The 25292-nt window shown below is 41.2% G+C and carries 27 protein-coding genes and 2 pseudogenes; 6 read left to right on the top strand and 23 right to left on the bottom strand.

Annotated elements, in window-relative coordinates; genetic code table 11:
* Positions 1–26: 26 nt before the first annotated feature.
* Positions 27–287, top strand: a pseudogene (locus OCU90_RS09985) (carboxypeptidase M32); the annotation flags it as partial.
* Positions 288–346: 59 nt separating this feature from the next.
* On the opposite strand, the gene OCU90_RS09990 reads toward OCU90_RS09985, so the two are convergent.
* Genes OCU90_RS09990 through OCU90_RS10010 form a run of 5 tightly spaced genes read right to left on the bottom strand, consistent with a single transcriptional unit; the run spans position 347 to position 7628 of the window.
* Positions 347–1189: a helix-turn-helix transcriptional regulator gene (locus OCU90_RS09990; RefSeq protein ID WP_017081041.1), complete on the bottom strand. Its 843-nt coding sequence runs from the start codon at positions 1187–1189 to the stop codon at positions 347–349.
* Positions 1186–2058 carry a DUF7281 domain-containing protein gene (locus tag OCU90_RS09995; protein WP_017081040.1) on the bottom strand — a complete coding sequence of 291 codons (873 nt, stop codon included), beginning with the start codon at positions 2056–2058 and terminating at the stop codon, positions 1186–1188. Before OCU90_RS09995 ends, OCU90_RS09990 begins: the two co-directional genes overlap by 4 nt.
* The gene (locus OCU90_RS10000; protein WP_017081039.1) at positions 2051–3292 is read right to left on the bottom strand and encodes a hypothetical protein; all 1242 of its coding nucleotides are present in this window, start codon (positions 3290–3292) and stop codon (positions 2051–2053) included. Before OCU90_RS10000 ends, OCU90_RS09995 begins: the two co-directional genes overlap by 8 nt.
* On the bottom strand, positions 3292–3924 hold the full coding sequence (locus OCU90_RS10005; protein WP_017081038.1) for a hypothetical protein: 633 nt from the start codon (positions 3922–3924) through the stop codon (positions 3292–3294). The genes OCU90_RS10000 and OCU90_RS10005 overlap by 1 nt, the downstream gene beginning before the upstream one ends.
* A 2-nt stretch (positions 3925–3926) precedes the next feature.
* Complete coding sequence (locus OCU90_RS10010) at positions 3927–7628, bottom strand: ATP-binding protein (protein WP_061025812.1); 3702 nt, start codon at positions 7626–7628, stop codon at positions 3927–3929.
* A gap of 106 nt (positions 7629–7734) precedes the next feature.
* Here OCU90_RS10010 and OCU90_RS10015 point away from each other — a divergent pair.
* Positions 7735–7998 (top strand): annotated as a pseudogene (locus OCU90_RS10015) (carboxypeptidase M32); the annotation flags it as partial.
* A 102-nt stretch (positions 7999–8100) separates the two neighbouring features.
* Here the strand turns inward: OCU90_RS10015 and OCU90_RS10020 are convergent.
* Positions 8101–9105 carry a metal-dependent hydrolase gene (locus tag OCU90_RS10020; protein WP_061025815.1) on the bottom strand — a complete coding sequence of 335 codons (1005 nt, stop codon included), beginning with the start codon at positions 9103–9105 and terminating at the stop codon, positions 8101–8103.
* Positions 9106–9332: 227 nt separating this feature from the next.
* Complete coding sequence (locus OCU90_RS10025; RefSeq protein WP_029222349.1) at positions 9333–10142, bottom strand: sulfite exporter TauE/SafE family protein; 810 nt, start codon at positions 10140–10142, stop codon at positions 9333–9335.
* A gap of 343 nt (positions 10143–10485) precedes the next feature.
* On the opposite strand from OCU90_RS10025, the gene OCU90_RS10030 reads away from it, so the two are divergent.
* The gene (locus OCU90_RS10030; RefSeq protein ID WP_029222390.1) at positions 10486–11463 is read left to right on the top strand and encodes a DUF1852 domain-containing protein; all 978 of its coding nucleotides are present in this window, start codon (positions 10486–10488) and stop codon (positions 11461–11463) included.
* A gap of 45 nt (positions 11464–11508) precedes the next feature.
* Complete coding sequence (locus tag OCU90_RS10035; RefSeq protein WP_017081032.1) at positions 11509–12537, top strand: methionine synthase; 1029 nt, start codon at positions 11509–11511, stop codon at positions 12535–12537.
* A 111-nt stretch (positions 12538–12648) separates the two neighbouring features.
* Here OCU90_RS10035 and OCU90_RS10040 read toward each other — a convergent pair whose 3' ends face one another.
* Positions 12649–13086 carry a MarR family winged helix-turn-helix transcriptional regulator gene (locus OCU90_RS10040; RefSeq protein WP_017077136.1) on the bottom strand — a complete coding sequence of 146 codons (438 nt, stop codon included), beginning with the start codon at positions 13084–13086 and terminating at the stop codon, positions 12649–12651.
* A gap of 84 nt (positions 13087–13170) precedes the next feature.
* On the opposite strand from OCU90_RS10040, the gene OCU90_RS10045 reads away from it, so the two are divergent.
* Positions 13171–13617 (top strand): hypothetical protein, encoded by a 447-nt coding sequence (locus OCU90_RS10045; RefSeq protein WP_017087842.1) that lies wholly within the window; start codon positions 13171–13173, stop codon positions 13615–13617.
* 43 nt (positions 13618–13660) lie between these two features.
* Here the strand turns inward: OCU90_RS10045 and OCU90_RS10050 are convergent, their stop codons facing one another.
* The 8 genes from OCU90_RS10050 to OCU90_RS10085 all read right to left on the bottom strand — a co-directional run bounded on the left by OCU90_RS10050 (position 13661) and on the right by OCU90_RS10085 (position 18203).
* Positions 13661–14143, bottom strand: coding sequence for a tetratricopeptide repeat protein (locus OCU90_RS10050; protein WP_061025817.1), 483 nt, complete (start codon positions 14141–14143; stop codon positions 13661–13663).
* A gap of 27 nt (positions 14144–14170) precedes the next feature.
* Positions 14171–14722: a class IV adenylate cyclase gene (gene cyaB / locus OCU90_RS10055; RefSeq protein ID WP_061025818.1), complete on the bottom strand. Its 552-nt coding sequence runs from the start codon at positions 14720–14722 to the stop codon at positions 14171–14173.
* A gap of 96 nt (positions 14723–14818) precedes the next feature.
* Positions 14819–15211: a hypothetical protein gene (locus OCU90_RS10060; protein WP_061025820.1), complete on the bottom strand. Its 393-nt coding sequence runs from the start codon at positions 15209–15211 to the stop codon at positions 14819–14821.
* A complete protein-coding gene (locus tag OCU90_RS10065; RefSeq protein WP_061025821.1) occupies positions 15204–15653 on the bottom strand; it encodes a GNAT family N-acetyltransferase in 450 nt (149 codons plus the stop codon). Before OCU90_RS10065 ends, OCU90_RS10060 begins: the two co-directional genes overlap by 8 nt.
* A gap of 85 nt (positions 15654–15738) precedes the next feature.
* On the bottom strand, positions 15739–16245 hold the full coding sequence (locus tag OCU90_RS10070) for a GNAT family N-acetyltransferase (protein WP_061025823.1): 507 nt from the start codon (positions 16243–16245) through the stop codon (positions 15739–15741).
* 46 nt (positions 16246–16291) lie between these two features.
* On the bottom strand, positions 16292–16759 hold the full coding sequence (locus tag OCU90_RS10075) for a cold shock domain-containing protein (protein WP_061025825.1): 468 nt from the start codon (positions 16757–16759) through the stop codon (positions 16292–16294).
* Between the two features lie 216 nt (positions 16760–16975).
* Complete coding sequence (locus OCU90_RS10080; protein ID WP_240513422.1) at positions 16976–17635, bottom strand: hypothetical protein; 660 nt, start codon at positions 17633–17635, stop codon at positions 16976–16978.
* A 112-nt stretch (positions 17636–17747) separates the two neighbouring features.
* A complete protein-coding gene (locus OCU90_RS10085; protein WP_061025827.1) occupies positions 17748–18203 on the bottom strand; it encodes a hypothetical protein in 456 nt (151 codons plus the stop codon).
* A gap of 47 nt (positions 18204–18250) precedes the next feature.
* On the opposite strand from OCU90_RS10085, the gene OCU90_RS10090 reads away from it, so the two are divergent.
* A complete protein-coding gene (locus tag OCU90_RS10090) occupies positions 18251–18502 on the top strand; it encodes a hypothetical protein (protein ID WP_061025828.1) in 252 nt (83 codons plus the stop codon).
* Between the two features lie 184 nt (positions 18503–18686).
* On the opposite strand, the gene OCU90_RS10095 is transcribed toward OCU90_RS10090, so the two are convergent.
* The 7 genes from OCU90_RS10095 to OCU90_RS10125 form a co-directional block, all read right to left on the bottom strand.
* A complete protein-coding gene (locus OCU90_RS10095) occupies positions 18687–19160 on the bottom strand; it encodes a response regulator (protein ID WP_017062404.1) in 474 nt (157 codons plus the stop codon).
* Entirely contained in the window at positions 19147–20502 is a 1356-nt protein-coding gene (locus tag OCU90_RS10100) for an ATP-binding protein (RefSeq protein WP_061025830.1), read from the bottom strand. Before OCU90_RS10100 ends, OCU90_RS10095 begins: the two co-directional genes overlap by 14 nt.
* A gap of 6 nt (positions 20503–20508) precedes the next feature.
* On the bottom strand, positions 20509–21927 hold the full coding sequence (locus OCU90_RS10105; RefSeq protein WP_017063646.1) for an SLC13 family permease: 1419 nt from the start codon (positions 21925–21927) through the stop codon (positions 20509–20511).
* 413 nt (positions 21928–22340) lie between these two features.
* The gene (locus OCU90_RS10110; protein WP_061025832.1) at positions 22341–23231 is read right to left on the bottom strand and encodes a hypothetical protein; all 891 of its coding nucleotides are present in this window, start codon (positions 23229–23231) and stop codon (positions 22341–22343) included.
* 141 nt (positions 23232–23372) lie between these two features.
* A complete protein-coding gene (panB, locus tag OCU90_RS10115) occupies positions 23373–24137 on the bottom strand; it encodes a 3-methyl-2-oxobutanoate hydroxymethyltransferase (RefSeq protein ID WP_017104924.1) in 765 nt (254 codons plus the stop codon).
* 118 nt (positions 24138–24255) lie between these two features.
* Positions 24256–24627 carry a TFIIB-type zinc ribbon-containing protein gene (locus OCU90_RS10120; RefSeq protein ID WP_008223757.1) on the bottom strand — a complete coding sequence of 124 codons (372 nt, stop codon included), beginning with the start codon at positions 24625–24627 and terminating at the stop codon, positions 24256–24258.
* Positions 24628–24777: 150 nt separating this feature from the next.
* Complete coding sequence (locus OCU90_RS10125; RefSeq protein WP_061025834.1) at positions 24778–25233, bottom strand: hypothetical protein; 456 nt, start codon at positions 25231–25233, stop codon at positions 24778–24780.
* Positions 25234–25292 lie beyond the last annotated feature (59 nt).

The following is a 25292-nucleotide window of genomic DNA, read 5'->3' on the forward strand; positions in this document are numbered from 1 at the left end:
AAATGTAAGTTAGCACTATACATTAGACAGACGGCGCATTCGGTTACTTCCCATCTTACACACTAGGTGCGATGTACGCGGCTCAGTTCATGGCTTCAATGAAGAAAACAGTGGATGTGAACGCTGTGATTGAAAGTGGCGACCTATCACCTATCTTCACTTGGTTAGAATCGAATATTTGGAGTAAAGGCAGCCTGCTTAACACCGATGACTTGGTGAAAGGCGCAACCGGTGAAACCTTGAATGCGCAATACTTCAAAGATCATTTGAGAAGTCGTTACCTTTAATAAAACATCAAATTAGATATAGAGCAGCACAAGAAAGTGCTGCTCTTTGCTACTTTCGATTAGAACAACCACCTACTAACTTCGTCATAGTTTTCTAGGTACAAAGGCCGTATCGTAGGATCATCTGATTCTGATCGTTCATGCTTATCAATAAGGTGAAATTGTAAGTAGTACTCGGCCATAGCTGCTCGTATACTTACCTCATAGAAGTCCCCTTCTCCCTTATCCATCATAATCACACGTTTCTGTTCAACAGTTAGCGCTGGTTGAGGAGAAATTCTCAAAGTGATTGTCTGCATCCAACAGTCGTCATCCTTGGCAGTCCAAGACGAGTTTCCAGCAATAGCTACATCCTTCATACGACTTACATTGAAATCTCTAAATTCTTTCCTGTACTCATCGTAAGCTCGGCAATGCCACCTGAGTCCACTGTTTGCCATTGCAATTGGATGTAATCTTCTTTTCATTCCTTCTGGATGACTAAGAGAATAGTATGTCACTTGGATAGCGAGATTTTTTGCTATTGCCTGTGTAAGAATGCGACTTACTTGTGGGTCAACATGACTCGAAATCGCAGGCCCAAAATCAATGGTATTTTCACCCCATAGCGTTGAAGAGTAGCTAACGTTATTTAGTCTCAGGAACGCAGTATACTCCCCCCATGAACCGTCAATATACTGGAGATGAAACTCACTAGTTGGTTCGAATCTTTTCTCACTCTTATTGTAAGAAAGTGAGTCTGGATATTCTTTTCGATACTCTGCTAAGCTCTTAGTAATATTGTTTACTGTTACCTGAAACAACACTGCTAGCTTAGAGGCATTAACCATCCCTTCCCAATAAGCGAGTAATTCGATAACTCTAAAACGAGCTTCTTTTGTACTAAGACCTCCTCCAATCATCGCTTAATCTCCAGATTCTCTATCACTTTTAATTGTGCTTTATGTACCACCAGGTGTTCTTGTGTAATTGCCAAACGTTCCAATTTCATTTTCATCAAGTGCTCTCTAACTACCTCTGGTGTGTGAGGATCCTTTAATCGCCTTAATAGCTGAGGCTGCTGCTTGTGGAATTCCTTAAGCTTACTCAACTTTAGTATTTCTGGAGATAAGCTTGTTGGTACTATTAGATCGATGGGTCTTACCTCTGCTACCTTTAGAGCCATATCAATACCTGCAGCATCGTAGTCAAAGAAGATTGCAACTTTTGCTGAATTACCTAAACTATTAATCACTTCCATCACAATTGACTGGTTATCACCATGCCCTTTATAGATCATTACCGCCTCCTTATATTCAGAAGGTATACGGTCGATGACTTCCTCCCAGTAAACCAAGGTTTCTCCGTTTTCTAAGATTATCAACTGCTTTATGCGTTCGACATCCAGATGACCTTTTCTTACAGATACTACAGTACCAACGGGCGTTGATATTTCCTCGTTACCTACCAAGGGAATTGATGATGCGAGGCTAGACATATTTATCATAGATTTAAATACGTCTCCTTTTGCCCATTTTTCATCAGGTACTGTTTTTGATGCATCCATTCGGTTATCAAACTCAAGAGATAGATCTATTACTGATTTACCAAATATTTCATCAAGAAAGTTTTCCAGTTTTCTCAACTCATAAGAGCTTAAATGAATTTTGCCACTTCGATAATCGCCTATACCAACTTCATCACAAATCTGTCTATAAGAAGGTTTGTCTGGAAGCTGTCTTTTTGATGACTTAACTATTTGGAGTGCAAGTTTAAAAACTTTCTTATTCACGATTACTTTTCCTGAAAACCATATCCTTGATATACAAAGTACCGTCAAAAGGCTGAACAATATCTCTGACTTCTTCGACAGTTACATATCTGGAAATTGATTTTTTCTGTGCTTCATAATAGCTCATCACCATGATCATCCAATCTTCAGGCAGAGCTTCAACACCGAGAACTCCATAAGCATTCATTGCTGAAATATCTTCTTTGTGGGATGTGTCGGTAATAGCCTGAAATAGTAGCTCAACATTTTCTGTTAGAGGATCAAGAACATTTTCTAGAGTTCCTCCTCTTGCATCGGAGATTTTCTCTTCAATTTCTTCTGGTTGCTCAATATTCGGCTCTGGTTGAACCTTTTCCAAAGTATCCAGTGCCATATCCATCAGGAGCTCTTCATCCCTTGCACTACTGATATCAGCATATCCCCCCAAACGTTGTCTTTCAGCAAGAGAGGCGCAAGTTGGCAGCTCCATGATTCCTGATATATCGGGTCGATAGCCTGGTTGTTCTTTGAACTTGCTCGAGAAGATATCAATCAGCATGTTAAGCCGACGAACTGCTTTATCTTTTTGCAGTTTTTCTACCATACTGTTTAGCTTGCGATTGGTCGCTGCTAAGTCTTTTAAACAACGATCAATATGAGCTTTAAAGACTTTCATTAGTAAACGTTCAAGCAGTAAATCAGTTCCAACCCACTCTCTTATCTTTACCACACTTAAGTGGCTGATTGTCGTTCGGAGCTTATAGCACTCATCTTTGCAGCGGGTTGTCTGTCTTATACGTTCATCAATATCAGACACAACACTAAATTCATCAGAAACAATATGGTGATACATGCTTAACGCATCTGTAAGCATGTCCATTATTTCCATAACTATCTCTCTGATTTCATCAAAGTATTGCTCGTGAGTAGTATGTGTCCTGACCTTCGATTTCTTGTAGCTCTCTATATTAAATTCTAAATCTTCAATAAGGCTGGAATATGCTCCAACTTTTTCTCTAAACCTATATCTGCTAGTAACATGATCTAACAAATTCCTAACTTTACTGTGAACCTGCACACCAAGGTTGTCATCTACATAGTAAGCTAATCGGTTCTTTTCTAAGGCTGTTATTGCAGATTCATTTTCAGGTGTGTCCTCAATTTGACCAGCAGTGACATAGCAGCTTTCATCAACTACTTCTATATGCTTACTTAGTGCACGAATCGCTGATTTAGAATCTTCTTTACGCCCCATCAGAAGAGCTCCTGCTGAGGTTCTGGTTCATCATCTGGTAATTCGTAACCTTCAAATGAGTGGATAAATTCTAATTGATCAAATAATAAAGACCATTTAGCTGTTGCTTTATACACTGCACCAGAACCACCAATCGATAGTAAATATCCATTTTCAGATAAATAAGTCAGAACAGACCTCAGCTTGGTTTTTGTTTCAACAGACCTTGAAACTTTTCTAAATTTAGAAGCAATCTGGCTCAACAGTTCAGACATAGAGGAAGACTCTTCTATTGCAGATAGTAGCTCTGACTCGGAGATTCTTGTACCTGCTTCTATTGGGCGAGATTCCGCATCTACATTTCTTACTAATCTAAGCCAATCTATCAACGGTTCTAGGTCGGTGAGCATATGAGAGAACTGTTTCGTCGCTTTTTTTCGTCTCTTTGGATCTTCCAATGTCTCATATGAACAATAATAACCTTTACTGTCTTTCGTCTTTCCAACTTGTCTGGAAACTCGATGCAGAAATGCATTAACTTCGGAACGATTTATAGAGTCCTGGAGGAATCGAAAAGCTTCGGGATAAGAAGCTTCACATATCACTTTTTCATCAAGCAGATATTCAACCGTAATTTCAAATCTGGTGCTCATGATTACTTGCCCTCTTTTTCAGGTAATAAAGGATTTTTCTTATCACCTTTTATTGAAACATAACGTTTAATACCTAAGTTTTTGTCTACATAATTCTTGGTGGTAAAGTAGCGGAGTAATACAGGTGATGGGTTAGGCTGAGCACAAAACAGCGAGATGTTATGTTCATCCATCAATTCGAATAGGATAATCACGTTTTCGTCTGAAATTTTACCAAGTTCATCTAATGGCCAATGTATCCTCACATTATTGTCTTTACATAAGTAACGTGTCATTCCGCAGAACACAACAATCACTGCCAAAGTAGATATACCTTCACTACTAAGCCCCTTAAGATCTGCATCGGTTCTTATATTTACAGGTCGACCATTTTCTCTCATCGAGATATCAATATCGACTAAAGACTCTATATCATTACTTATCTGACAACTACGTAAAGAGTCTGTCGTACTTTGGAATATTGTGACAAATTCTTTACTAGGAAGAACATTCCGTTCGTTTTCCACCCAGTTAGACCAGACTTCACTAAACGCCTTTAAATCTTTCCATATATCAAATTCATCGACTTTTGATACCAACTCTATATTAATGTCGCTTAGTGCTTCAAAGTGATTTGTTGTATTTATCTCTTCACCAAGTGTTGAGGAAATTGATCTCACTTTTCTATTTAATGTGTCCAATGAATGGTAGAAACGCACATATCGTTCACCTACAGTTTTGAGTGACTCTAGGGTGACTTCTCTGATGTCGGGGATGGCTACCTCCAACAGACGTTTTACATCATCGACACCCTCAATTAAGAAATTTTCAGTGTAATTGGCGTGAATCGAACGACGACTTCTGTCTTGTTCCATGTTCTCCCACAAAACATAGATTTTATTTTTTGAACCTATACTTGTTAGCACCTCTCCCACTTTCTTTACTGCATCAGCGATGCTTCGACGCAATACTTTAATCCTATTAATGTTCTTTGTTAGTCGTTCAAGTAGCAGCTCTAAAGATAAATTATCTCTTATTTCGGATGATTCATGTGTAGCAGGGACTTTATCAAGTGCATCATTAACATCTGCATAGGCGTTATTTACACTCTTGAACTCCTTCTCTAACCGACCTAGCTTCGTTTTTTGTTCTTTGATCTTGGCCTCTAGTTCTTTCAATCGCTCTTGGTGATTTTTCTTTTTTTCGTCAAGCTGACTAGATAGGCGAGCAACTGATACTGAAAGTTCAGTTGCTTCTTTTTCATGCTTATTTATATGTACCCACAACGATTTTTCCCAGCTACGATAGTCGTTGATTAGCTGTGCGTAGCTTTTTATTAGTTCATATTCACTCTTAGACTTGACCGCCCTTTCTTTAGCTACTTGCTCAGTCAAAGGATCGATATCTTTATTTTTCAATACCGCCTCAAAGATCTTCTCGAGCTCTTTACGTTGATTATCCGCAGTATCTTTAATGCCTGTAATTAATTGATCTTTCAGATCGATTTGCTCTTGAATTGCTGCTTCTACAACCGAAGCGTTGGCTTTCAAAGTTAGTATCCCTTGCCTGGCAGTTTCTTCTAACTTTTCAACATCACTATCCGTTTCATGATCATATGCTTTTAGCTCTAAAATACTCTGCTGAATACGTTTATCAATTTCCCAAACCCTATTGGTTATGGTCTTCTCTATATCAATTTTTTTTGCTTTTATTGATAGACCTATCTCTTTTTTTTCAGTGTTCAATCTGTCTTCTTCTCTTCCCAGTTGAGATAGTTCCTTTTCGGACTGGGAGACCTGCTTGTTAAATTTTCCAAGTTCTGTTTTTATACGAGTTATATCTTCTTCATAATTAAGGATATCTTTTTTTAGAACTTCTCTTTGTTGCTTTAGCTGATTCTCAGACTTAGTAAACTCGTTCGGTTCAACAAGGTTGAGGTTTATTTCGAGTCCATACAGAGCTTGGGAACTTTCCCCACCGACTAATTGAGGGTTTAAATTCTTCTGGCTAAGGAGCTCAGGTCGAATCACTTTCCCTATTGTGTCTCTCCAAGCGTATTTCGTTTCATTCAAAAATTCATGCAAACTATCAGGCTCAGGATTTAACTGCCTAGTTATTTTCTCTCTTTCTTTTTCCGTCTTACCCAGTGCTTTCTTTTTGAGTTCTAGTTCATCTAGTTTGCCGTCCTGAAGCTTTTTATCACTATCAAGTTGTCTTCGTTTCTCCGATATATCTTTAGCTTGCTTTACTAGTTGTTCTTCAATTTCATTAATCTGGTTTTCATATAAATTTATTTCTTTATTCTCGTCTTCAGAATACAACGAAGCCTCTGTTTTATCAGCGTAGAGCGCTTGAACATCATCATTAATACGTTGTTTTTCTGAGGTTCGACTTTTTAAAAATTCACGAATTTGCGCATGCATTTCGTCAGAGCAATCACTTTCCCTTTGCAGAGTAAGCCTCAAATGCTTAGACATTGAGTTATCTAATGAGGATCGCTCTTCCTTTGCCTTGCTTAACTTATTCGTTGTATCTGTTTCCAGTTGACCAATTTTTTTTTGGTGGGCATCAGCCTGCTGTGATACCGCTTCTAATAAACCTGTGTAGTGGTTACTATCACTGCTCATTTTGGCTTCATAGCCAGACAATTCTTCATACTGGGATATCTTGGTTGTAATGTTCTCCTTCCCGTCCCACCGTTCTCTTTCATCATATATCGTCTGAATTAGGCTATTTTTACCCTCTAGGTTATTAGACTCGTTGTTATAACGTTCTCTTAATGCGGCTGTTTTACTTTTATAATCATCTTCCAGATCACCTGTTTGAATTTCCAAGTCTTTTATTAAAGCCTCTGTAGTACTCAGGTTTAATCCCACTTCAGAAGCAGCTTGGTCTAACTGTTTTTTATAGGCTAGCAATAACGACCATTGTTCTTTGAGTTCTACATCTTTATCCAAAGCGCCATGAAACGTAGCGCTATGCTTTTCAATCTCAACCAATACATTAAGGCTGTTGATATATTCTGCATCGTCCTTGTGGAAAGGCGCATCTCCGATATCTATCTGGTCAGATAAAAAGCTGTCTACCACCATCGTTTTAAATTGAGCAAGGAGCTTATCGTGTCTCAACATTACTGCTGTCAAAGAATCGATATGCTGCATCTGGGTGTCGTTTGTACAAAGTGAAAACTGGTAAGCAGTTGAGGATAATGATTGATGAGACTTACGTTTCTTTTGCAGGCGCTTTTTATCGTTTAGTAGAACTGCTCGGTAATCAATTGAACTTCCAATCTGATTACTTACATAAAAGTGTTTAGATACAACGTGTTTCAACCAATCATGCGCATCGTTAGTGCTGGCCAACTGATCCATAAGATGTTGTTGAAACAAGCCACCTTCTGCACTGCAATCAACAAATCGATAAGCTACCGATTTCTTCGACTTATACATTACAACGCACTTGAGTTCATCCAAACGCTTATACTCAAAAATCAACATTGACCGCGCTGATGGTAACAAAAAATCAGCAAATGCTTTTTTCTCTCCAGCTCGATTTACCAGTGAGCTCGGTTCTTTACCATAGAAAAAAGGAATAAGGCTAAGCATGGTCGATTTACCAGCACCGTTTGTACCCATATTGTTTGTATGTCCAACACACTCAACTTCTGTGAATTTTCCTTTGAAGTAACTGTGGTGAAGGTAGATCTTCTGAAGTCCGCTTTCCATGTTTAAACTCAACTCAAATTATACACACCAAATCAATGTACACCAAAACGATGTATATTGTGAGGTGTATTTTTGTACAGCAGTCGTTGACATTACCATTGCTAGCTGGACAGACGGCGCATTCGGTTGCTTCCCATCGTACACACTAGGTGCGATATACGCGGCTCAGTTCATGGCTTCAATGAAGAAAACAGTGGATGTGAACGCTGTGATTGAAAGTGGCGACCTATCACCTATCTTCACTTGGTTAGAATCGAATATTTGGAGTAAAGGCAGCCTGCTTAACACCGATGACTTGGTGAAAGGCGCAACCGGTGAAACCTTGAATGCGCAATACTTCAAAGACCACCTAAGAAGCCGTTACCTTTAATGTTTTATTAAAGAGTTTTCGAACAAAGAAAACTAGGTAATAGACGAATAAAAAAGGCTGAGCAGATTATCTGACTCAGCCTTTTTACTGTTTAAAACTAGCTCATTTATCGCCAGTAAGCATACCGAAGAAGATCTGTCTCGACTCAGGTGTGTTGTCTCTATGAGTTTCGTATCTTACATGCATGTTTGCATCAACAGTTTTTGATAGCTTGATGCTCCATAGTGCTTTCATTTGATTCGGTACAATTGAATATCGGACATCGATAATACGTAGCTCGTCTGTTGGGTCCTGAGCAATATAACCATTTGAAAACCAGCGGAAACGTTCAATGTCTTTGGCTTGTTGAGAATCAGGATCGAGCCAAGGCAAACCCCTGCCAACATTCAGTTTCGTAATCGACTCTCCGGGATATACATTTACCGATGTGCCAACCCGCACTGCGTCTACATAATATTGAGCCTCTGTTTCGTACACCACTTTCCACACCAAGATATTAGCGAAGCTTGGTTTTGCCTCTAATCGGATCGGCGTGTGTTGTCTTTCTTCCGCTAATTGCCAGCCAACCGCCTCTGCCCTGTCTCGCTGAATCATCCCTAATGTTGGATAAATTAACGCCCAAGCAAACGCAACACGCGCTAGCCAAGGTGCTCGTTTCAACGTAGCAAACACAAGCAACACTAAGATGGGCAGCGTATAAACAGGATCGATGATTGATATGGTATTCCAAGCAAAACGTGCGTTGATGAAAGGCCAAAGTAGCTGCGTGCCATAAGTGGTACAAGCGTCTAACAGTGCATGAGTGCCATAACCCAGAGCACAAAACAGCCAACTTTGTTTGAAAGAAAGCCCACGCCTTTTTGCAATCAGGTGGTGTAGAACTAAAGCACAGATCAAACTGCCAATGGGAATAAAGAAGAGTGAATGGGTAAATTGTCGATGAAACTCCAAAGCCAACAAAGGGTCACTTTGAGACTTAATCAGTGCATCCAAATCTGGTGCCAACCCGGAGAGCAGCCCTAATACCCCAGCAACAACCAAATGTTGTTTTTTGCTGGCCGATTGTGACAAAGAAGCGCCTAACACGCCCTGCGTTAAAGGATCCATAAACCACTCATTGATAGCATTCCGTTGAATCAAACAAGATACATTTAGCTATAGCGGTGAACTGTTCATAACTAAACGGTTTTATCAATATACTCATGTACATAGCTGTATAAGCATAGACCGATAAACAAAAAAAGAGCAGTTATGAAACTGCCCTTTTCTAATTATTGGTGGTTGATCAATTTATTCGTTTTTGTTCTATATATTCACACTTGAACGATCTTCAATTAACGAGCAACCATGCTTGCAGCAATAACCACCAGCAGTACTGAGAAGATTTTCTTAATCGTTGGAACCGGTAAATGATTGGTGGCTTTTGCGCCTAAAGGAGCCGTAAACCAAGACGTGCACACAATACCCAGCAGCGCAGGCAGATAAACAAAGCCAGCAAAGCCGTCTGATAGAGCAAAGTGGCTGCTGCCTGAACTGATGTAACCTATCGAGCCAAACAACGCGATGACAATGCCACAAGCTGAGGCACAGCCTATGGCCTTTTTCATATCGACAGAGAAGAACGTTAATAGCGGAACCAGCAATGCACCACCACCAATGCCTATCATGGCAGACAAGCCACCCGTAATGGTTGTCAGCACCGTTAGCACGCCCTTGTTTGGCAGTTTTCGTTCCTTAGGTGCATCATTTTTACTGCTTAAGAACATCTTGATCGCAATAAGAATCACACTCACGGCAAACACAATACGAACGACTTTTTCCGGCAACAGAGCCGCCATAAAGCCACTAACCAGTGCACCCAGAGCAACACCGAGCATGATCCAAGGCGCCAGATCCCAAGGCACGTTTCCATTCTTGTGGTGAGCAAGTGCAGAAGAAGTTGAGGTGAACAGTATCGATGCCAACGAAGTAGCGATAGCCGCAACAACCACTTGATCCGCAGGTAGGATCTCTAAGTGAAGTAAAATGCTGCTTAGAACCGGAACAATGATCAGCCCTCCGCCAATCCCCAAAAGCCCGGCAAGAAAACCAACACCACTGCCTAATAATGCACAGTATAAAATCAACAACAGCAATTCACTCATTTCATCCATCTCTTAATTAAATTAATCGTCTTAAATAACACACTATTAATGTGGTTATATTTCCATCAAGCTAATTAATATAACTGACACCGGCTTAAATATTCAAACAGAATAGATCATGAATATTCCTCATGTTCAATGTGAAGTAATACCATTGTTAATGGTGAACCTATCAACGTATAAAAACTTTAAGCGATTAACTTTATACGACATTAATTCTGCTAAGCATTAATGTCAGACAGCATAGCCTTCGATTCTTAATCCGGTCACAAGCAAAAAATAAAAGCCGTTTTAATACTAAAGACCGAGAGAATCAGAAAACAAATTGGGATACCAAATCAGCATGAATAAAGAATTTAATTTTACGATTAAGAGCATTAGCCTCGACGAAAACTACCAGCCTGCAGACAGCACGCGTATCACAACCAACTTTGCTAACCTGGCTCGCGGTGACAGCCGCCAAGCGAACTTGCGTAATGCGCTACAAATGATCGATAACAGTTTCAACGCGTTAGCACACTGGGACAATCCTAAGGGCGACCGTTACTCTGTTGAGCTTGAAATCATTTCTGTTGATATGGATATTGAAAGCAACGGCGAAGCATTCCCTTCAATTGAAGTACTGAAAACCAATATCCTGGACCGAAAAACGAACGAGCGTATTGAAGGTATTATCGGAAATAACTTCTCTTCTTATGTTCGAGATTATGACTTTAGCGTACGTCTATTGGATCATAATAAAGGCCAAGATAAATTCAGCATTCCAGAAGATTTTGGTGATTTACACGGCAAGCTATTTAAATATTTCGTTAACTCTGACGCTTACAAAAAGAACTTTAATAAGCCACCTGTTATTTGCTTAAGCGTGTCAGATAATAAAACCTATTACCGCACTGAAAACCAACACCCAGTATTAGGTTTTGAATACCAACCGAATGAGTCTTCTTTAACTGAGCAATATTTTAAGAAGATGGGCTTACAGGTTCGTTATTTCATGCCGCCAAACAGTGTTGCACCTTTGGCCTTCTATTTCTTTGGTGATCTGCTGAACGATTACTCTAACCTAGAGCTTATCAGCACCATCAGCACCATGGGTACGTTCCAGAAAATCTACCGACCTGAGATTTACAACGCGAACGCGGTTGCGGGCAACTGTTACCAACCAAACTTGAAAAACTTGGATCACTCGCTAACTCAAATCGTGTACGACCGTGAAGAACGAAGCCAGCTAGCTGTTGAACAAGGTAAATTCGCAGAAGAGAAGTTCATTAAGCCATACCAATCAGTTCTAGAGAACTGGTCGGCAAATTACGCACTTTAATCGTCTATTGCGCTCTCAAACCACCCAAGGATAGGCAGTATTATTATGAAAACACTATTACCGACTTCAACAGCGGGCAGCTTGCCGAAACCGTCTTGGCTTGCACAACCAGAGACGCTTTGGTCGCCATGGAAACTTCAAGGCGCTGAACTCACAGATGGCAAACAAGATGCGCTGCGTGTCTCTCTGCACGAGCAGCAGCAAGCAGGCATTGATATTGTGAGTGACGGTGAGCAAACACGTCAGCATTTTGTAACGACCTTCATTGAACATCTGAATGGCGTTGATTTTGAAAAGCGTGAAACCGTTAAAATCCGCGACCGTTACGATGCAAGTGTGCCTACAGTGGTTGGCCCTGTTTCTCGCCAAAAATCCGTATTTGTAGAAGATGCGAAATTCTTACGTCAACAAACTGATCAACCGATTAAATGGGCTCTGCCGGGGCCTATGACGATGATAGATACACTTTACGATGCGCATTACCAAAGCCGTGAAAAACTGGCGTGGGAATTTGCGAAGATCCTCAACGAAGAAGCGAAAGAGTTAGAGGCTGCAGGCGTTGATATTATTCAGTTCGATGAACCTGCGTTTAACGTGTTTTTTGATGAAGTGAATGATTGGGGCATCGCGTGCTTAGAAAGAGCCATTGAAGGGCTTAAGTGCGAAACAGCAGTGCATATTTGTTATGGCTACGGCATTAAAGCGAATACGGATTGGAAAAAAACGTTAGGCACCGAGTGGCGCCAATACGAAGAAGTGTTTCCTAAGCTGCAGCAATCGAATATCGATATCATCTCTTTAGAGTGTCACAACTCTCATGTACCTCTTGAGCTACTTGAACTGGTACGAGGTAAGAAAGTGATGGTCGGTGCAATCGATGTGGCTACCGATTCCATTGAAACACCAGAAGAAGTGGCTAACACTCTACGAGAAACACTTAAGTACGTTGATGCCGATAAGCTCTACCCTTGCACCAACTGTGGCATGGCTCCCCTGCCTCGCGAAATTGCCTCAGCGAAGCTTAATGCGCTCAGTGCTGGCGCAGAGATCGTTCGTAAAGAGCTTTCAGCGTAACGCTTTCCTAAAGAACAAAAGTTATCCCCTGAAGCCTAAGTATCATATCGATGCTTAGGTTTCCGTACTCTTCTCAACTTCCACTCTCTATTTATCTATTTATCTATTTATCTATTTATCTAAGAAGGTAGCCATCTTCTTCAAAGTGATTAGCGCCTTATCAAGCTCGTCTCTTTCAATGCTTTCAGCGCCACTTTCAGCCCATACTTCCTGTTTTTTATCTAATAGCGAATACGCTTCCTTGCCCTTTTCAGTCATGTTAACCAACTTTGCTTTTTTGTGATTCGGGTTATCAAGCCAAGTTAGCAGGCCATCTTTCACCATGATGTCGGTAACACGCTGAGTCGCTTGTCTGCTTTGCCCCATAATACGAGCAATTTGAGAAACGGTGACCAGATCATCGGACTTCTCGATCGCACCCATCACCTTCCATCTGGCACTGCTTAACCCTAACTCTTCGGTTAATTTGTCACCCTCAGCATTCAATAGACCACTGACCTTAAAGATCTCTAGTGCGATCTTTGTGAAAACTTCTCCATTCGTATCCATAACACTCACTTTGACAACATGCTGTCATTAAATTAGACTTAAACCAAATTGACAACATGTTACCAAATTAAAGGCGCAAATGATATGAAACCAATAATCCACAAAACAGCGGCATTAACAGCAACACTGTGTGTCGCGACATTCTTTACCAGCACATTGCTTGTAGAACTGTTTGGTACTTTGGAATCAGTGAAGCTAGTCAAGTCGATGATCGTTTTTCCGGGCTTGTTTATTCTTGTCCCAGCCATTGCGATCACTGGTGCGACCGGTGCAGCTATGGCAAAACAACGTAAAGGGAAAATAGTTGAGCGTAAGAGTAAACGCATGCCAATTATCGCGTTCAACGGGATCGTTATTTTGATTCCGGCCGCTTACTTTTTAAATCAGTGGGCAAGTTTAGGAGAGTTCGACTCAGTGTTTTATGGCGTTCAGGTTTTAGAACTGATAGCAGGCGCGACCAACCTAACACTGATGTCTTTGAATATCATGGACGGCAGAAAGTTTCGTCCTAAGAAGGCAACACAAGGCTAAGCTCATCGTGTTTAAGCAAACAGATGAGCTTTATACGCGGCTGTTACCAGGTTTTATCTAAGTCTTGAGCATATAAAGAGATCGCTCGTTGGTACTCTTTGATCGCTTCGCTATTCGTCGTGGAAACTAAAAGCTCAAGTAACAGCGATGTCGCCTCTTTATGGCGACCTAAATTGTACAAACACATTGCGTAGAAAGGTTTCACTTCTATCGAGTCAGGATACTCAGCCATAGTCTGTTCGAAATAGCCTAAAGCCTCTGCATAAAGGCCAAGGCTTCGATAAGTACTCGCCAAGCCGAACAGTGCATCAAAACGCTCTACTGAAGAAAGCACGCCAGACAGAGACTGCACATAGTGATCAATCGCCTGTTGCTCTTTGCCTTGGTTGTCGTAAGACCACGCAATCTGCAAATGAGCTTTCGCCGCATAGTTTTCATCAGTGAGTAGCGCTGCCAACAAGTCACGCGACTCTTGATACTTTTCTTCTTTTCGCAACTCGATGGCTTGTTTGATAATGGTGTCCATAACTCTCCCTTACGCTTAAGCGCTGTACTATGCGTTCATTTCTTCGAACATCTGTTTGTAAGACTGAGTTTGCAGTTCCGATTCAGTCAACCCGAATTTATTGGCTAACAACTCAAGCTCACTTTTATACACAGACAACTTAGATTCATCGTCCGTCATGATAGCAAACTCAGCAAAATCGCCGATACCCGCAAGAGAATCGACCGTGATATGGAACTCTCCAACAAAGTAAATACTGCGAGTTTTCTGCGCTTTAAGAATTACTTCGTACCCCAGGTTCTTTAGCATACTCTTAGCATTCGACGCATTGGTGATGTTTGTCGCTTCACATCGATCAGACTCAGGGCCTTTTACGATCCATAGTTTGATGCCCGACGGCTCCATAGTGCGAATACACAAGCTTTTGTTCTGAGCTTGTAAGCTTCTATCAGGGCTATCGAAATACCAATCACATTCTTGATTGTCTTGCAGCATTACTTCATGAGCAATTAGGTTCAACGTTTTCAAGAACTCAGACTTAGAGCTAAGTCGGTACTTCAGCTCAACCTCATATTTGCCTTTGAAATGATCGTTAGTCATAGATTAGCTCAATGCAAAAAAGGCGATACTAGCACACCAACCAAATACGAAATACGAAATACGGACTGGGACACAACACCACTTAAAACAGCCAAACTATGCACGACAAGCTAATACACGCTGCCATTCATCTTGGTTCATGGCTCCTTTCGGAAGGTAAATATTGCGTTTTTGCATCGCACCTTTTGTGTAGGAAAGCTTGATAACTGACCCGATCCCAAAAGGAAGAATATTTCCCTGTAACTTGATATCGCAAGCGTGACCATCGAAACAAACATGGTTGTTCGATATTTCAAAAGAGCGATTGCGGAACTGCCACCATAACGTGACGACTTTTAATACCGCAACAGCACTGAACATCAACCCAATAGTAGGTAGTGATTGAGGGTTATCACCAAATAGCCAATAAATAGACACTAATAAGAACGCAGCAAGTACGAACTCAAGCAGTGTATATTTAACAAAATTTAATCGGATACGGTTATCCATGACACCCTCTCAATGATGTTCCTAAAAGCAGCTCCATTTCAACAAGCCCCTTCACTTCAGACAACTTAGTAAAACCTTTTGATTGATAAAGCTTAATCGCGGGATTCTCACTGAACACGCGCAACACTAACTGAGCCGATGATTGATTGTTCGCATGTTCAATAGCTAAATCGAGACACTTAGAGCCAAAGCCTCTACCTTGATAGTCAGCTAATACCTGCAAGTCCCGAAGAAACGTTGTATCACTGGTGTAACTGAAGCGGATAACACCAATACGGCTATCCCCTACATAAATTTCATAGTTATCCAGTTCATTCCAGCTACGTAAAAACTGACTATGACCCCAAGCGATTCCGCGAGCTTGATAGTAACTCGCCATATTCGTTTTGGTGATCGATTCAGCGAACTTAGGATCGGAACCTTTGACCAACCTTACTTCCATATTGTGTCCTTTGTTTCTAAATCAAACATTGAGCAATACGTAATTTAAGTACCAAGAGTATTGCATCGTGTTTGAACCATCCTAATCAATCTGGTTCCTTGTTTAACGCCTTCTCTAACCACATTGAACTGATGTATTGACCGTTTTTCTTCGCATATTCATTGAACACTCCGACTTCTCGAAATCCAAAACGTTTATGAAGTGCTATTGAAGCCTCATTAGGTAAAGCAACACCTGAGAGTACGCGGTGAACACCATAATCACTAATCGATGCAAATAGCTGAGAATAAAGCTTGGAGCCTAAACCTTTACCTTGAGCTTCTGCCGCAAGATAAATAGTGACCTCTGCGGTATCTTCAAATGCCGACATAACCCGGTATTGCTGAGAACACGCGAAGCCTAATAACGCATCACCTTCTGTCGCAACATACAGTTGATATTTGCTTTGGCTCGAAAATTGAGAAAACCACTGCTGACGATTTTCCAACGACAACTTCTCTTCTTCAAAGCGCGCATTGGTATGTTCAATATAGAAGTTGAAGATATCGGTGATGCCTGCAATATCAGGTAATGTCCCTACTCTGATTTCCATGTAATGTCCTTTTAATTGTCTATTTTGAATGACTAGTAAACAGGCATCAATAGTGACTGCAGAACTGACTCTCGCAAGGAATACCATCACGATCACCATCTATTTTCACATTGGGACAGTTTGCCAAATAAAACTTTGCTTCATCGCAAGATAGCATCTCACTACAATGCGTTTTACCTTGGCAACTAAATCCCATGTTCTCATATGCAGGATTTAACTTAGGCTCCAATACCAAAAGATACAAGCCTGCGCCAATAAGCCCGACGAAAAGTGCAGACAAAATAATTGAAAGAGGGTTAGATTTGGATGTTTCTATACCAACTAGTTTAGCACTCAAAGCGCTGAGTTTAGAGCCACTATTCGATAATTGAAATTCAACTTCATCCCCAACTTGAGGACGACGATAACCGTCCGTAAACTTCGATATATGAACAAAAACATCTCCCTCTAATTCATCTGAATTGATGAAGCCAAAACCTCTCTCATCAACCCAGCGAACAATTTTTCCATTCATAGCTATCCCTTCTTCAAACCGCTTTCAACTCTTGACTCATATCACCAACAATATGCAGATTACATTATGACAGCTTAATGTGGGGGCAAATTACTCGATGGACTCTTAACTTTACTCATTTTAGTCAGAATGTCTTTGCCCTTCTCATAAACAAGAGATAAACCAAAGTAGACTGAAACCCACAAGACAAAATCAAGATCAGCGAACTTGACGTATTCACCATCGCTTTAACAATCGCACCGCATTTTGGTAACTCACCCGTGGGTTGTGTCCCCAGTACGCCAAGGAGTAAACACCTAGTACCTGTGAAGTCCAAAGCAATGCCGATATCAGACAAGTGCTATAAACCTCGGGCAGAATAGCCATTGCCTTGTGATATTTTTCGTCTGGAATTGTCCCTTGCACTTCCATGATGCTCAAGGTGACATTAATCGGGGTATAACCTATCCAAAATAAGATCCATGAGCCAGCAGCAACAGGAGATAAGAACAGAAACGGCTTTAACCATCGGTGGGGAAACAAGAAATATAAAAGCATGAACACATACAATACACCAAGAAACAGAGCCCAAGAGCGCACGTTAATATTGGCAATCCAATAACTTTCCTTTGCATACATAAACAAAACAACTGTTCCCAAAATACTCGCAAACATAAGTTTGCCGATATTAGTCGTCCTCTTTATCCGAAATAGTACATAACTTAGTACGGTAACCAAGACGGCAAACCACGCCATAATGTCCCAGTCCATTGAGAAAAAGCGTGGAGCATAAATGTTGTTAAGTATGACAACGCCCAGCAACACTCCAATTGATAAGTACGCGATGACCAGCCGAACCATGAACCAACCTAGCTTTTTCATTACTTCATTATTCATCAGCACCGATCATCCCCAATTTAAAACGAAAAGAGATAATGCCTCTAAAGTAATCACCTTCTGCAAGTACGCATCGAAAGTACCAAATGTTGGATATCATGAAAATTGTCCTTTACTCATCAACGCCAAAACTATCACCCAGCTTTTCTATAAACCAAGTTCCTTGGCACGGGCCATTGGTTAAGTGCCAACGGCCGTCAAATCTATTGCTACTTCCATGTGCTGAAAAACGATAATCCCATCGGCGATGTTTGGCATATAAACGTAAGTCGCCGCTTTCCGTCACCCAGCCCTCTAAAGGTGTTCCATTGTAGGTAAGCCTTAGGGTAACTTTACCCTCACGAATAGTTCCGTTGATGGTTGTGCGTTCACACATATTATTGCCAGTGATGTTAATGCGACGGCCTAGCCACTCACCGTCGAAATCGGTAGAAGGAACAAATTGGGGACTATCAGGAAGTTTAGGAAACGACTCGGAATTACTGGACCCGAACCACTGAAGTTCACGACCAACGAGAAAGAAGACAACAAAACCGATTGATATCGCTATCAAAAATCCCTTTTTCATGAGCCTCTTCCCTAATCAGCTGACCTTAAGAAAAGAACCCTAACATAATGAAAAGTAATAATTCAGTATCAATTAAATTAACTTTGATATATTCCACAAATTGCATTCAAATGTTGAATATAGAGAAATCGGCATCGTACGAAGTTCTGCTGCATGTTCAGGGAATCGTTCGTGAAGAAAACACAATGCATCCGCTGGCGTTACCTGGAGGCAGGAACGGCACTAATGTGGTGTATAAAGACTATGCATTAACTTCAATTTTGGTTGGCGTTGGCGTTGGCGTAGCGCATGAATTTTAGCTGAAGCCTGCTACCAGTGTGTTAATAACTGAGTACTAAAACCTGAACTACTAAAAGAGATAGGTAATATATGTACCGAAAGATTACATCTCTCAAAGAAAAAATCCCTCAGAAAGCTTCCTTCGGTGCATATAATTTCAAGCGACTGACATAAGTGACTAGCGTAAGTCGCTAACATAAGAGACTAACGCAAGCGTCTCAACACAACTTGCTGGTCGAGCTCATTCTGATAGTCCGTGTAATCAAGCCCTTGATCAAATATGTACTCAGTGACAAGAGTGCGAATGCATTCAACTAACGTGCTTGCTTGCCAAGGCTTTTCAAAGTAACGGTCGATACCTGCTGCATTAATCGCATTGATGGTATCGGTGTGAGTGGCCTGCCCCGTAAGAAGAATTTTCTTTGTATTCGGAAAGCGGCTGTCATGGAACACTTCAGTGAGTAACTCCACGCCCGTTTTCCCTGGCATCACATGATCAGACACGATGACGGTAATGTGTTCGCCTTCTGCGTCAAGTTCATCAATGAGATCAAGCACTTCTTGCGCTGATTCACAATCTTCAATATTCAGCCAACTCGCCAGCGGCTCTAAATCTTGTACCACTGCGCTCAGTACTTCTCTCTGGTCATCGACACAGATTAAATTAAGCTTCTCCATGTTCACCCTCTATTGGTAACTTGATTCTAAATACAGTTTTAGAAGCATCACTTTTCACAATGATACTTCCACCATAACCCGCCACGATCCGCTTAACTATTGATAGACCCAAGCCCAATCCAAACGATAAACCACCTTTTTTAGTGGTGAAGTTGGGCTGAAATACCTTTCTACGAGTCACCTCGTCTATCTCAGGGCCGTTATTAGTGATCGTAACTAATATTCTTTTCTTACTTAATCTGGTTTGAATTTCTATTGCAGCATCGTCTGAATTCGACATTGCATCACAAGCATTCTTTACAATGTTGACCCAAATCTGAACGAGCTCTGTTTTCGATCCTTTAAAAGTCGGCAAATCTGCAGGGCTCAATCGCACAGATACTCTACGTAACTCACTTTGTAACAACGATAAGGCATGGTTAATGGAGTCATTAATATCAACCGCTTCTTCGGTGTCAATATCAACTCTGCCAAGTTGTTTAACCGATTTTACGATGCCAACGGTGTGTCTAGATGCCAAACGTAAATCATGTAAATCACAGCCCATCTGCCAAAAGCGAATCGCTTCTTCTGGGTTTTTCAGCCAATGTTTTGAAATAACGTCTGTTGCATATGAAGTGTCAATTGGAATCGCCTTTGCAAGAGAGCGAGCAATGTTCTTGTCTAAACCATATTTTCTTTCAAATTGTCGCCCACGTGTTCGCGCTTCTGACGACGACGTTTTCTGACCATGCATTAACCCAAAATCGAAAAATTGACTGGCTTCTGGATGCACTTCTTCAAGTAGATCCATGATGACCGTTTCAAGTCGGCCAGATTTACTATTAACTACACCAATAGCGTTGTTAAGCTCATGGGCAATCCCTGCAGCCAATTGACCCAAGGTTGTCATTTGCTCAGCAGTATGTAACTTCTCTAGCGCTTTTTGTTTCGCTATCGCTTCTTGTGTTGCACGGCGTTGACGACGCGACAACTCGTTGACGATCACAGGTGTGAACTGTGCGGTAAGAGGGCCAAAGTTACGTTCATCTTCTGCAGGCGTGTCTTTATCGATCCACGCTAACTCAACATCGGTTTTAGCAACAACCGTTGAAGATGCTGTACAATTACCTGAAAAGAAGCTATGAACGCCTATAAAAGCTCCACTACCCGCGCTAAATACTCGCACTTGCGGTGTATTCGCTTCGGAATAAAACCCTTCCAGTTCTCCACTAAACACATAATATAAACGAGTGTTTAACGCTGATTGTTCAATAATGGTGTTACCGGCACGGCACGTCACCCGACGCTCTGTCTGATTAAAATAACGATCGATAAGTGCTTCTAGCTTTTGTTGATACACGTATCGTTATCCTATGTGACCAATTGAATGTAGCACCCACACCATAACAAAACTCAGTAGCACACCAACCACACCCAAAATAATACCGATTCTGGCCATTTGATTACTTTGCACATGACCAGTGGCATGAGCCAACGCATTCGGTGGCGTACTGATTGGCAGTGACATACCTAATGAAGCGGCAAAAGTCACAACCAGAATTAACGTTAACTCACCGCCTAGTGGCGTGAGTGAAGCCATAGACGAACCTAATGCAGCCATAATTGGCATTAACAAGTTAGCCGTTGCGGTATGAGACATAAAGTTTGCCATTACCAAACACAAGAACGCCGCTCCGAACAACACCACATAGGGTGAGTAGGAATCAAACGGAATGCTGTGTACCACGAGCCTTGCTAAGCCAGTTTTATCGAGAGCTAAACCAAGCGCAATACCACCTGATACAAGCCACAGTACGTCCCAAGAAATCTTTTTCAGGTCTTCTTTATTGATGATCCCTGTGAGTGAGAACACAGCGACAGGAATAAGAGCGACGGTATAAGAGTTCATGCCATGGCTTGAGCCCATTAACCAAAGAATGATGGTCAGCGCAAAAGTGACGTATACCGCAATGGCTTTGGGCGTTTTAAGGAATTTACCTTTGATGCTTAGCTCGATTTTCTTTTGGTCAGCTTTGTACATAAAGCCGATTAAAAACCACGCTAACGCCATCATAATAACGACAAACGGCACACCAAATGCCATCCATTCACCGAACGTAATGAGGTTATCGCCAACTAAATATTTAAGTGCGATAGCGTTCGGCGGGGTACCGATTGGGGTACCAATTCCGCCGATATTTGCGGCAACAGGGATACAAAGCGCAAACGCTATACGACCGGGGTCTTTCGGGCCAAACACAGCCAGTACCGGCGTTAAAATAGATAGCATCATCGCCGTTGTTGCCGTGTTAGACATAAACATCGAAAAGATACCAGTGATCAACATTAAGCCGAGCATCACAAACTTCGGGTCTTGTCCAAATGGCTTCAATAATACACGGGCTAAGTTTACGTCTAATCGATACTTAGTGGCGGCCATCGCTAAGAAAAAACCGCCTAAAAACAGCATGATGATTGGACTGGCGAATGTCGCCATGATGTCGCTGTATTTTAACAACTCACCAAAATGTTCCTGCCCATGCTCAAACCTTAAAAAGATCAGCCCTTTATCCGACAACATCAATAATTGCAGAACGATAATAACAACAGACGTCGCGTAGATCGGGATAGGCTCGAACACCCAGCACAATGCCGCTAATAAAAAGATCGCGATAACGCGTTGTTGAATAATCGTAAGGCCTTCAAATGGAAACGCTGATAGCGGCATTACGAGGATAATGAAAGGAATTAAAATAGGGATAATGTATTTAATATAGGGGCGCATAGCACAAAAACTCTTCCTGAGATAACAACTACTTAGAAATTAGATTTAAAGTTCTAATTTAGTCCGACAACGAATTATCGACCTCTTATCACTATCTCACTATCGGCTAGATCAATGATTCCGTAATCGCGATATCCCCTTTTTCGATTCTGTGCGCTACCTCTACGTTTGTATGTCACTTACTGTTGTAATTAAATTCCGAGAAACAAAAGGCAAACGTTCGCCTTTGCATGGGAGACCCGTAATATGTGAGCCATATTTGACACCGGACTGGTTTTCAGAAGTAAAGAGCATAGCTGCATTATCGAGTAGCTCTTTTTTTCAATTTGAGATCTGATTAACGTGTAAGTTGTACTTCTGCGCTAACTAGACTGATAACGTTGCATAAGTTAAATGCAACGTCCTAATTAAACTCACTGTTCTAACAAACGACACTGATACTCTGCGACACATGTTAGCTCTGCTCCATGTACAGGGAATCGTTCGTGAAGAAAGCACAATGCATCCGCTAGGGTTATCTGATGTAGATTCGACGTATACCCAAAAACCAATCGGTGGACATTGTCATAGAGCTCATCTGAATTATCTGAGCTTTGACACTGCGCTAAGATAGCTTGATCAATCTCATCGTCAGGGTCTTCCAATGGGCTATTGGCCTGACGATAAAGATTAGAAAGCATCGAGTCATATTGCTCTTTCGACAGCTCTTCCTTGCAACGCATTATCCACGCAAGCGTAATTAGGTTGTGCCCAAAGAAACCAAACTGTTTTAAGCATGCTTGTAATACCTTATCGAGATCTACAACTTCACTTGTGTCAGTGCTTCGGTCGCCGTCAGAACGGGTCGATGTGACAAATTCAGTGAAGCGGTTAAGGAATACTGGTACTTGAGACGGCTCTAACTCACGGTAAACACGATTCAGCGCCAATAAAATAGTCACATTGTGGGAAAGGTATTCGCTTGTTTGAGAAGCCTGCGAAACGTAATGCGCGAAGATGTCTTGAAAGCCCTTGTTTTCATGCCACTGCGTTAAAGCAGCATACGCCGCTGGGTATACCCCGTTATCCAATATCCTGTGAATACGAAAATCCGTAAACTTAGGCGCTTGCAGCGTTGCAGAGTACTCGCCTAAAACTTCAATCTCAGTTTTATCTATCAACACACTCGTTTTAAGCCACACATTACCTGATTTAGCGAAATACCCATTTAGATAATTCGCAGCCAAATAAGCTTTTAAAGAATGAGGTTGATGGATGCTGGCACTGCTATAAAGTGCCTTTTCCAATAGTTGGTCGCTTGTCATGTTTCCTCCGTGAAACTGACGTTTGATGAGAGAGTCAAGACAGCTCAACACCGAACGTCCAAATACACATCATATGCTTATCGTAATGCACGGAAAAATACCATGCATTACGATTCAACCTAAAGCTATTATCTAAGTGGCCTATTTGCTCAGGTTGTTCGGAAATACGTTCGTTTTGACTTCCGTAGCAAACTCATTTGCTGCGTCAAAGATAGTTTGGCTGCAATGGGCGTACTGTTTTGAAAACGGAGGCCATCGGTTACCAAGTCCAAGTGCATCATTGATAACTAACACCTGCCCATCACAATCGGCTCCCGCACCAATCCCAATTGTAGGAATGCTTACCTCTTGAGTAATCGATTCGCCAAGTGAAGAAGGTATGTGCTCAAGCACCAACATAAACGCACCGGCCTCTTGAATCGCTTTTGCTTCCTCGCTAACGGTTTGAGCATCTTCAGCAGATTGCCCTACTTTCTTGAAGTTTGTTGCCGTTTGCGGAGTTAACCCCGTGTGGCCAACAACTGGGATATTGTTTGCTACAAGGTGAGCAATCACATCGAGTTTTGCACCTTCCAGCTTTATGCTGTCGGCACCTGCCTGCATCAACCTTTTAGCATTAAATAACGCTACTTCAGGAGAACGATCGGTTAAGTATGGGAGGTCACCAATAATGTGAGTATTTGGAGCACCTCGACGCACTGCCCCTACATGATATTCCATGTGCTCAATGGTCACATCTCGCGTACTGCTAAAGCCCATTTCAACCATGCCAACAGTGTCACCAACGAGAATAATAGGTATCCCAGCAGATTCGATACTTGCAGCCACTGGGAATGTATAAGCGGTCAACATCGGAATACGTTGTTTCCCTTTCATTTCCACAAAAGAACTTGGAGTGTGTTTCATGTTCTTGCTCTCATTAAATCATGTGTTATTAAAGCACTGATACTATCTAGCTTAAATTTTACTAGGGAAAAGTCACCACGTGTTACGAATCGTATATCAATGTTCGACTAAGTGATCTCTAAAGACGTTCTACTAAATTAAACTTCTTTAGAAAATCTGAAAAGTCTAAAGTTGCTAAATCCTTAAATTCGCCTGCGTCATAGAAACGCCCTTTACATGTAGGGCAACTCTCAAACCAGATATGAGGTTGCTTTGGATCAACTAACCGCAGCATTTTATTGTTCGGACAAACTGGGCAACTAATGCGATCAATCACGTTGAACGTTTTACCCACTTCTTCGTCTCCAGAATCGATGACATCCGCTAGAGGCTTCATCGCTTCAACTTCATAGGCATCAATCCACAACCCTTTACATTCAGTACACCTTTCAACATCACCTAATGGAGTCTGAAGCTGTTCAAAATTTGAATTACATTTCGGACATTTCATTTCGTTTCCTTCTGTATATTATTTATTTACTATTTTTAGTAACACCACACTTGCAAGCTAGTCCAATACGCTAGTATTTCGAGATTATCTTTGTTCTCATAAATCAAACATCGTTATAGAAAATTCTAACTAAACGGCACACTCTTATACTCAACTTATACCGGTATGTTCCTCTAAATAATCCAAAAGATCACCCAGCCTTTCAACATGGAGTGAAATGTAAACTTTGCCATATGAGCCAGCTTCAACCACTACAGATTGAAGAGCGTCATTTTTTGCTAGATAGATCTGTTCAATATATTTTATTGGTATGTTTCTTTTTATCATCCATATATTAGGAGCAATTAAACAACCACCTTTAACCTCAACGCCTGACAATCTATAAATAAGAGCAACTAAAAGAGACAAAACTACTGAAATCATGAAAATGCCAAGAAAGAAAAATGGTAGTTGAGCAATAGTTATGTATTCAAAAGTTGCTTCTGCACTCATATCACTTTTAAAAAATCGAATAATAATCAATGAAACAAAAGTCAAAGACAGACTTTTATTCATGATTTTGGATAGTTCTTTCCATATTTTCACCCACAAAATTGGATACTTCACTTCCCCCCCTTGTTTTTATGATAAATAACCCACAAAAAACAATGTCTTATTAGATTGTA

The sequence above is a fragment of the Vibrio splendidus genome (assembly GCF_024347615.1).
GTDB lineage: Bacteria > Pseudomonadota > Gammaproteobacteria > Enterobacterales > Vibrionaceae > Vibrio > Vibrio splendidus.

Bases quoted from the DNA above. Each gene is read 5' to 3' on its own strand.
- OCU90_RS09990 (WP_017081041.1), bottom strand. From the start codon at position 1,189: ATGATTGGAGGAGGTCTTAGTACAAAAGAAGCTCGTTTTAGAGTTATC.
- OCU90_RS10000 (WP_017081039.1), bottom strand. From the start codon at position 3,292: ATGGGGCGTAAAGAAGATTCTAAATCAGCGATTCGTGCACTAAGTAAG.
- OCU90_RS10005 (WP_017081038.1), bottom strand. From the start codon at position 3,924: ATGAGCACCAGATTTGAAATTACGGTTGAATATCTGCTTGATGAAAAA.
- OCU90_RS10010 (WP_061025812.1), bottom strand. From the start codon at position 7,628: ATGGAAAGCGGACTTCAGAAGATCTACCTTCACCACAGTTACTTCAAA.
- OCU90_RS10020 (WP_061025815.1), bottom strand. From the start codon at position 9,105: ATGGATCCTTTAACGCAGGGCGTGTTAGGCGCTTCTTTGTCACAATCG.
- OCU90_RS10025 (WP_029222349.1), bottom strand. From the start codon at position 10,142: ATGAGTGAATTGCTGTTGTTGATTTTATACTGTGCATTATTAGGCAGT.
- OCU90_RS10030 (WP_029222390.1), top strand. From the start codon at position 10,486: ATGAATAAAGAATTTAATTTTACGATTAAGAGCATTAGCCTCGACGAA.
- OCU90_RS10035 (WP_017081032.1), top strand. From the start codon at position 11,509: ATGAAAACACTATTACCGACTTCAACAGCGGGCAGCTTGCCGAAACCG.
- OCU90_RS10040 (WP_017077136.1), bottom strand. From the start codon at position 13,086: ATGGATACGAATGGAGAAGTTTTCACAAAGATCGCACTAGAGATCTTT.
- OCU90_RS10045 (WP_017087842.1), top strand. From the start codon at position 13,171: ATGAAACCAATAATCCACAAAACAGCGGCATTAACAGCAACACTGTGT.
- OCU90_RS10050 (WP_061025817.1), bottom strand. From the start codon at position 14,143: ATGGACACCATTATCAAACAAGCCATCGAGTTGCGAAAAGAAGAAAAG.
- cyaB (WP_061025818.1), bottom strand. From the start codon at position 14,722: ATGACTAACGATCATTTCAAAGGCAAATATGAGGTTGAGCTGAAGTAC.
- OCU90_RS10060 (WP_061025820.1), bottom strand. From the start codon at position 15,211: ATGGATAACCGTATCCGATTAAATTTTGTTAAATATACACTGCTTGAG.
- OCU90_RS10065 (WP_061025821.1), bottom strand. From the start codon at position 15,653: ATGGAAGTAAGGTTGGTCAAAGGTTCCGATCCTAAGTTCGCTGAATCG.
- OCU90_RS10070 (WP_061025823.1), bottom strand. From the start codon at position 16,245: ATGGAAATCAGAGTAGGGACATTACCTGATATTGCAGGCATCACCGAT.
- OCU90_RS10075 (WP_061025825.1), bottom strand. From the start codon at position 16,759: ATGAATGGAAAAATTGTTCGCTGGGTTGATGAGAGAGGTTTTGGCTTC.
- OCU90_RS10080 (WP_240513422.1), bottom strand. From the start codon at position 17,635: ATGAATAATGAAGTAATGAAAAAGCTAGGTTGGTTCATGGTTCGGCTG.
- OCU90_RS10085 (WP_061025827.1), bottom strand. From the start codon at position 18,203: ATGAAAAAGGGATTTTTGATAGCGATATCAATCGGTTTTGTTGTCTTC.
- OCU90_RS10090 (WP_061025828.1), top strand. From the start codon at position 18,251: ATGAAAAGTAATAATTCAGTATCAATTAAATTAACTTTGATATATTCC.
- OCU90_RS10095 (WP_017062404.1), bottom strand. From the start codon at position 19,160: ATGGAGAAGCTTAATTTAATCTGTGTCGATGACCAGAGAGAAGTACTG.
- OCU90_RS10105 (WP_017063646.1), bottom strand. From the start codon at position 21,927: ATGCGCCCCTATATTAAATACATTATCCCTATTTTAATTCCTTTCATT.
- OCU90_RS10110 (WP_061025832.1), bottom strand. From the start codon at position 23,231: ATGACAAGCGACCAACTATTGGAAAAGGCACTTTATAGCAGTGCCAGC.
- panB (WP_017104924.1), bottom strand. From the start codon at position 24,137: ATGAAACACACTCCAAGTTCTTTTGTGGAAATGAAAGGGAAACAACGT.
- OCU90_RS10120 (WP_008223757.1), bottom strand. From the start codon at position 24,627: ATGAAATGTCCGAAATGTAATTCAAATTTTGAACAGCTTCAGACTCCA.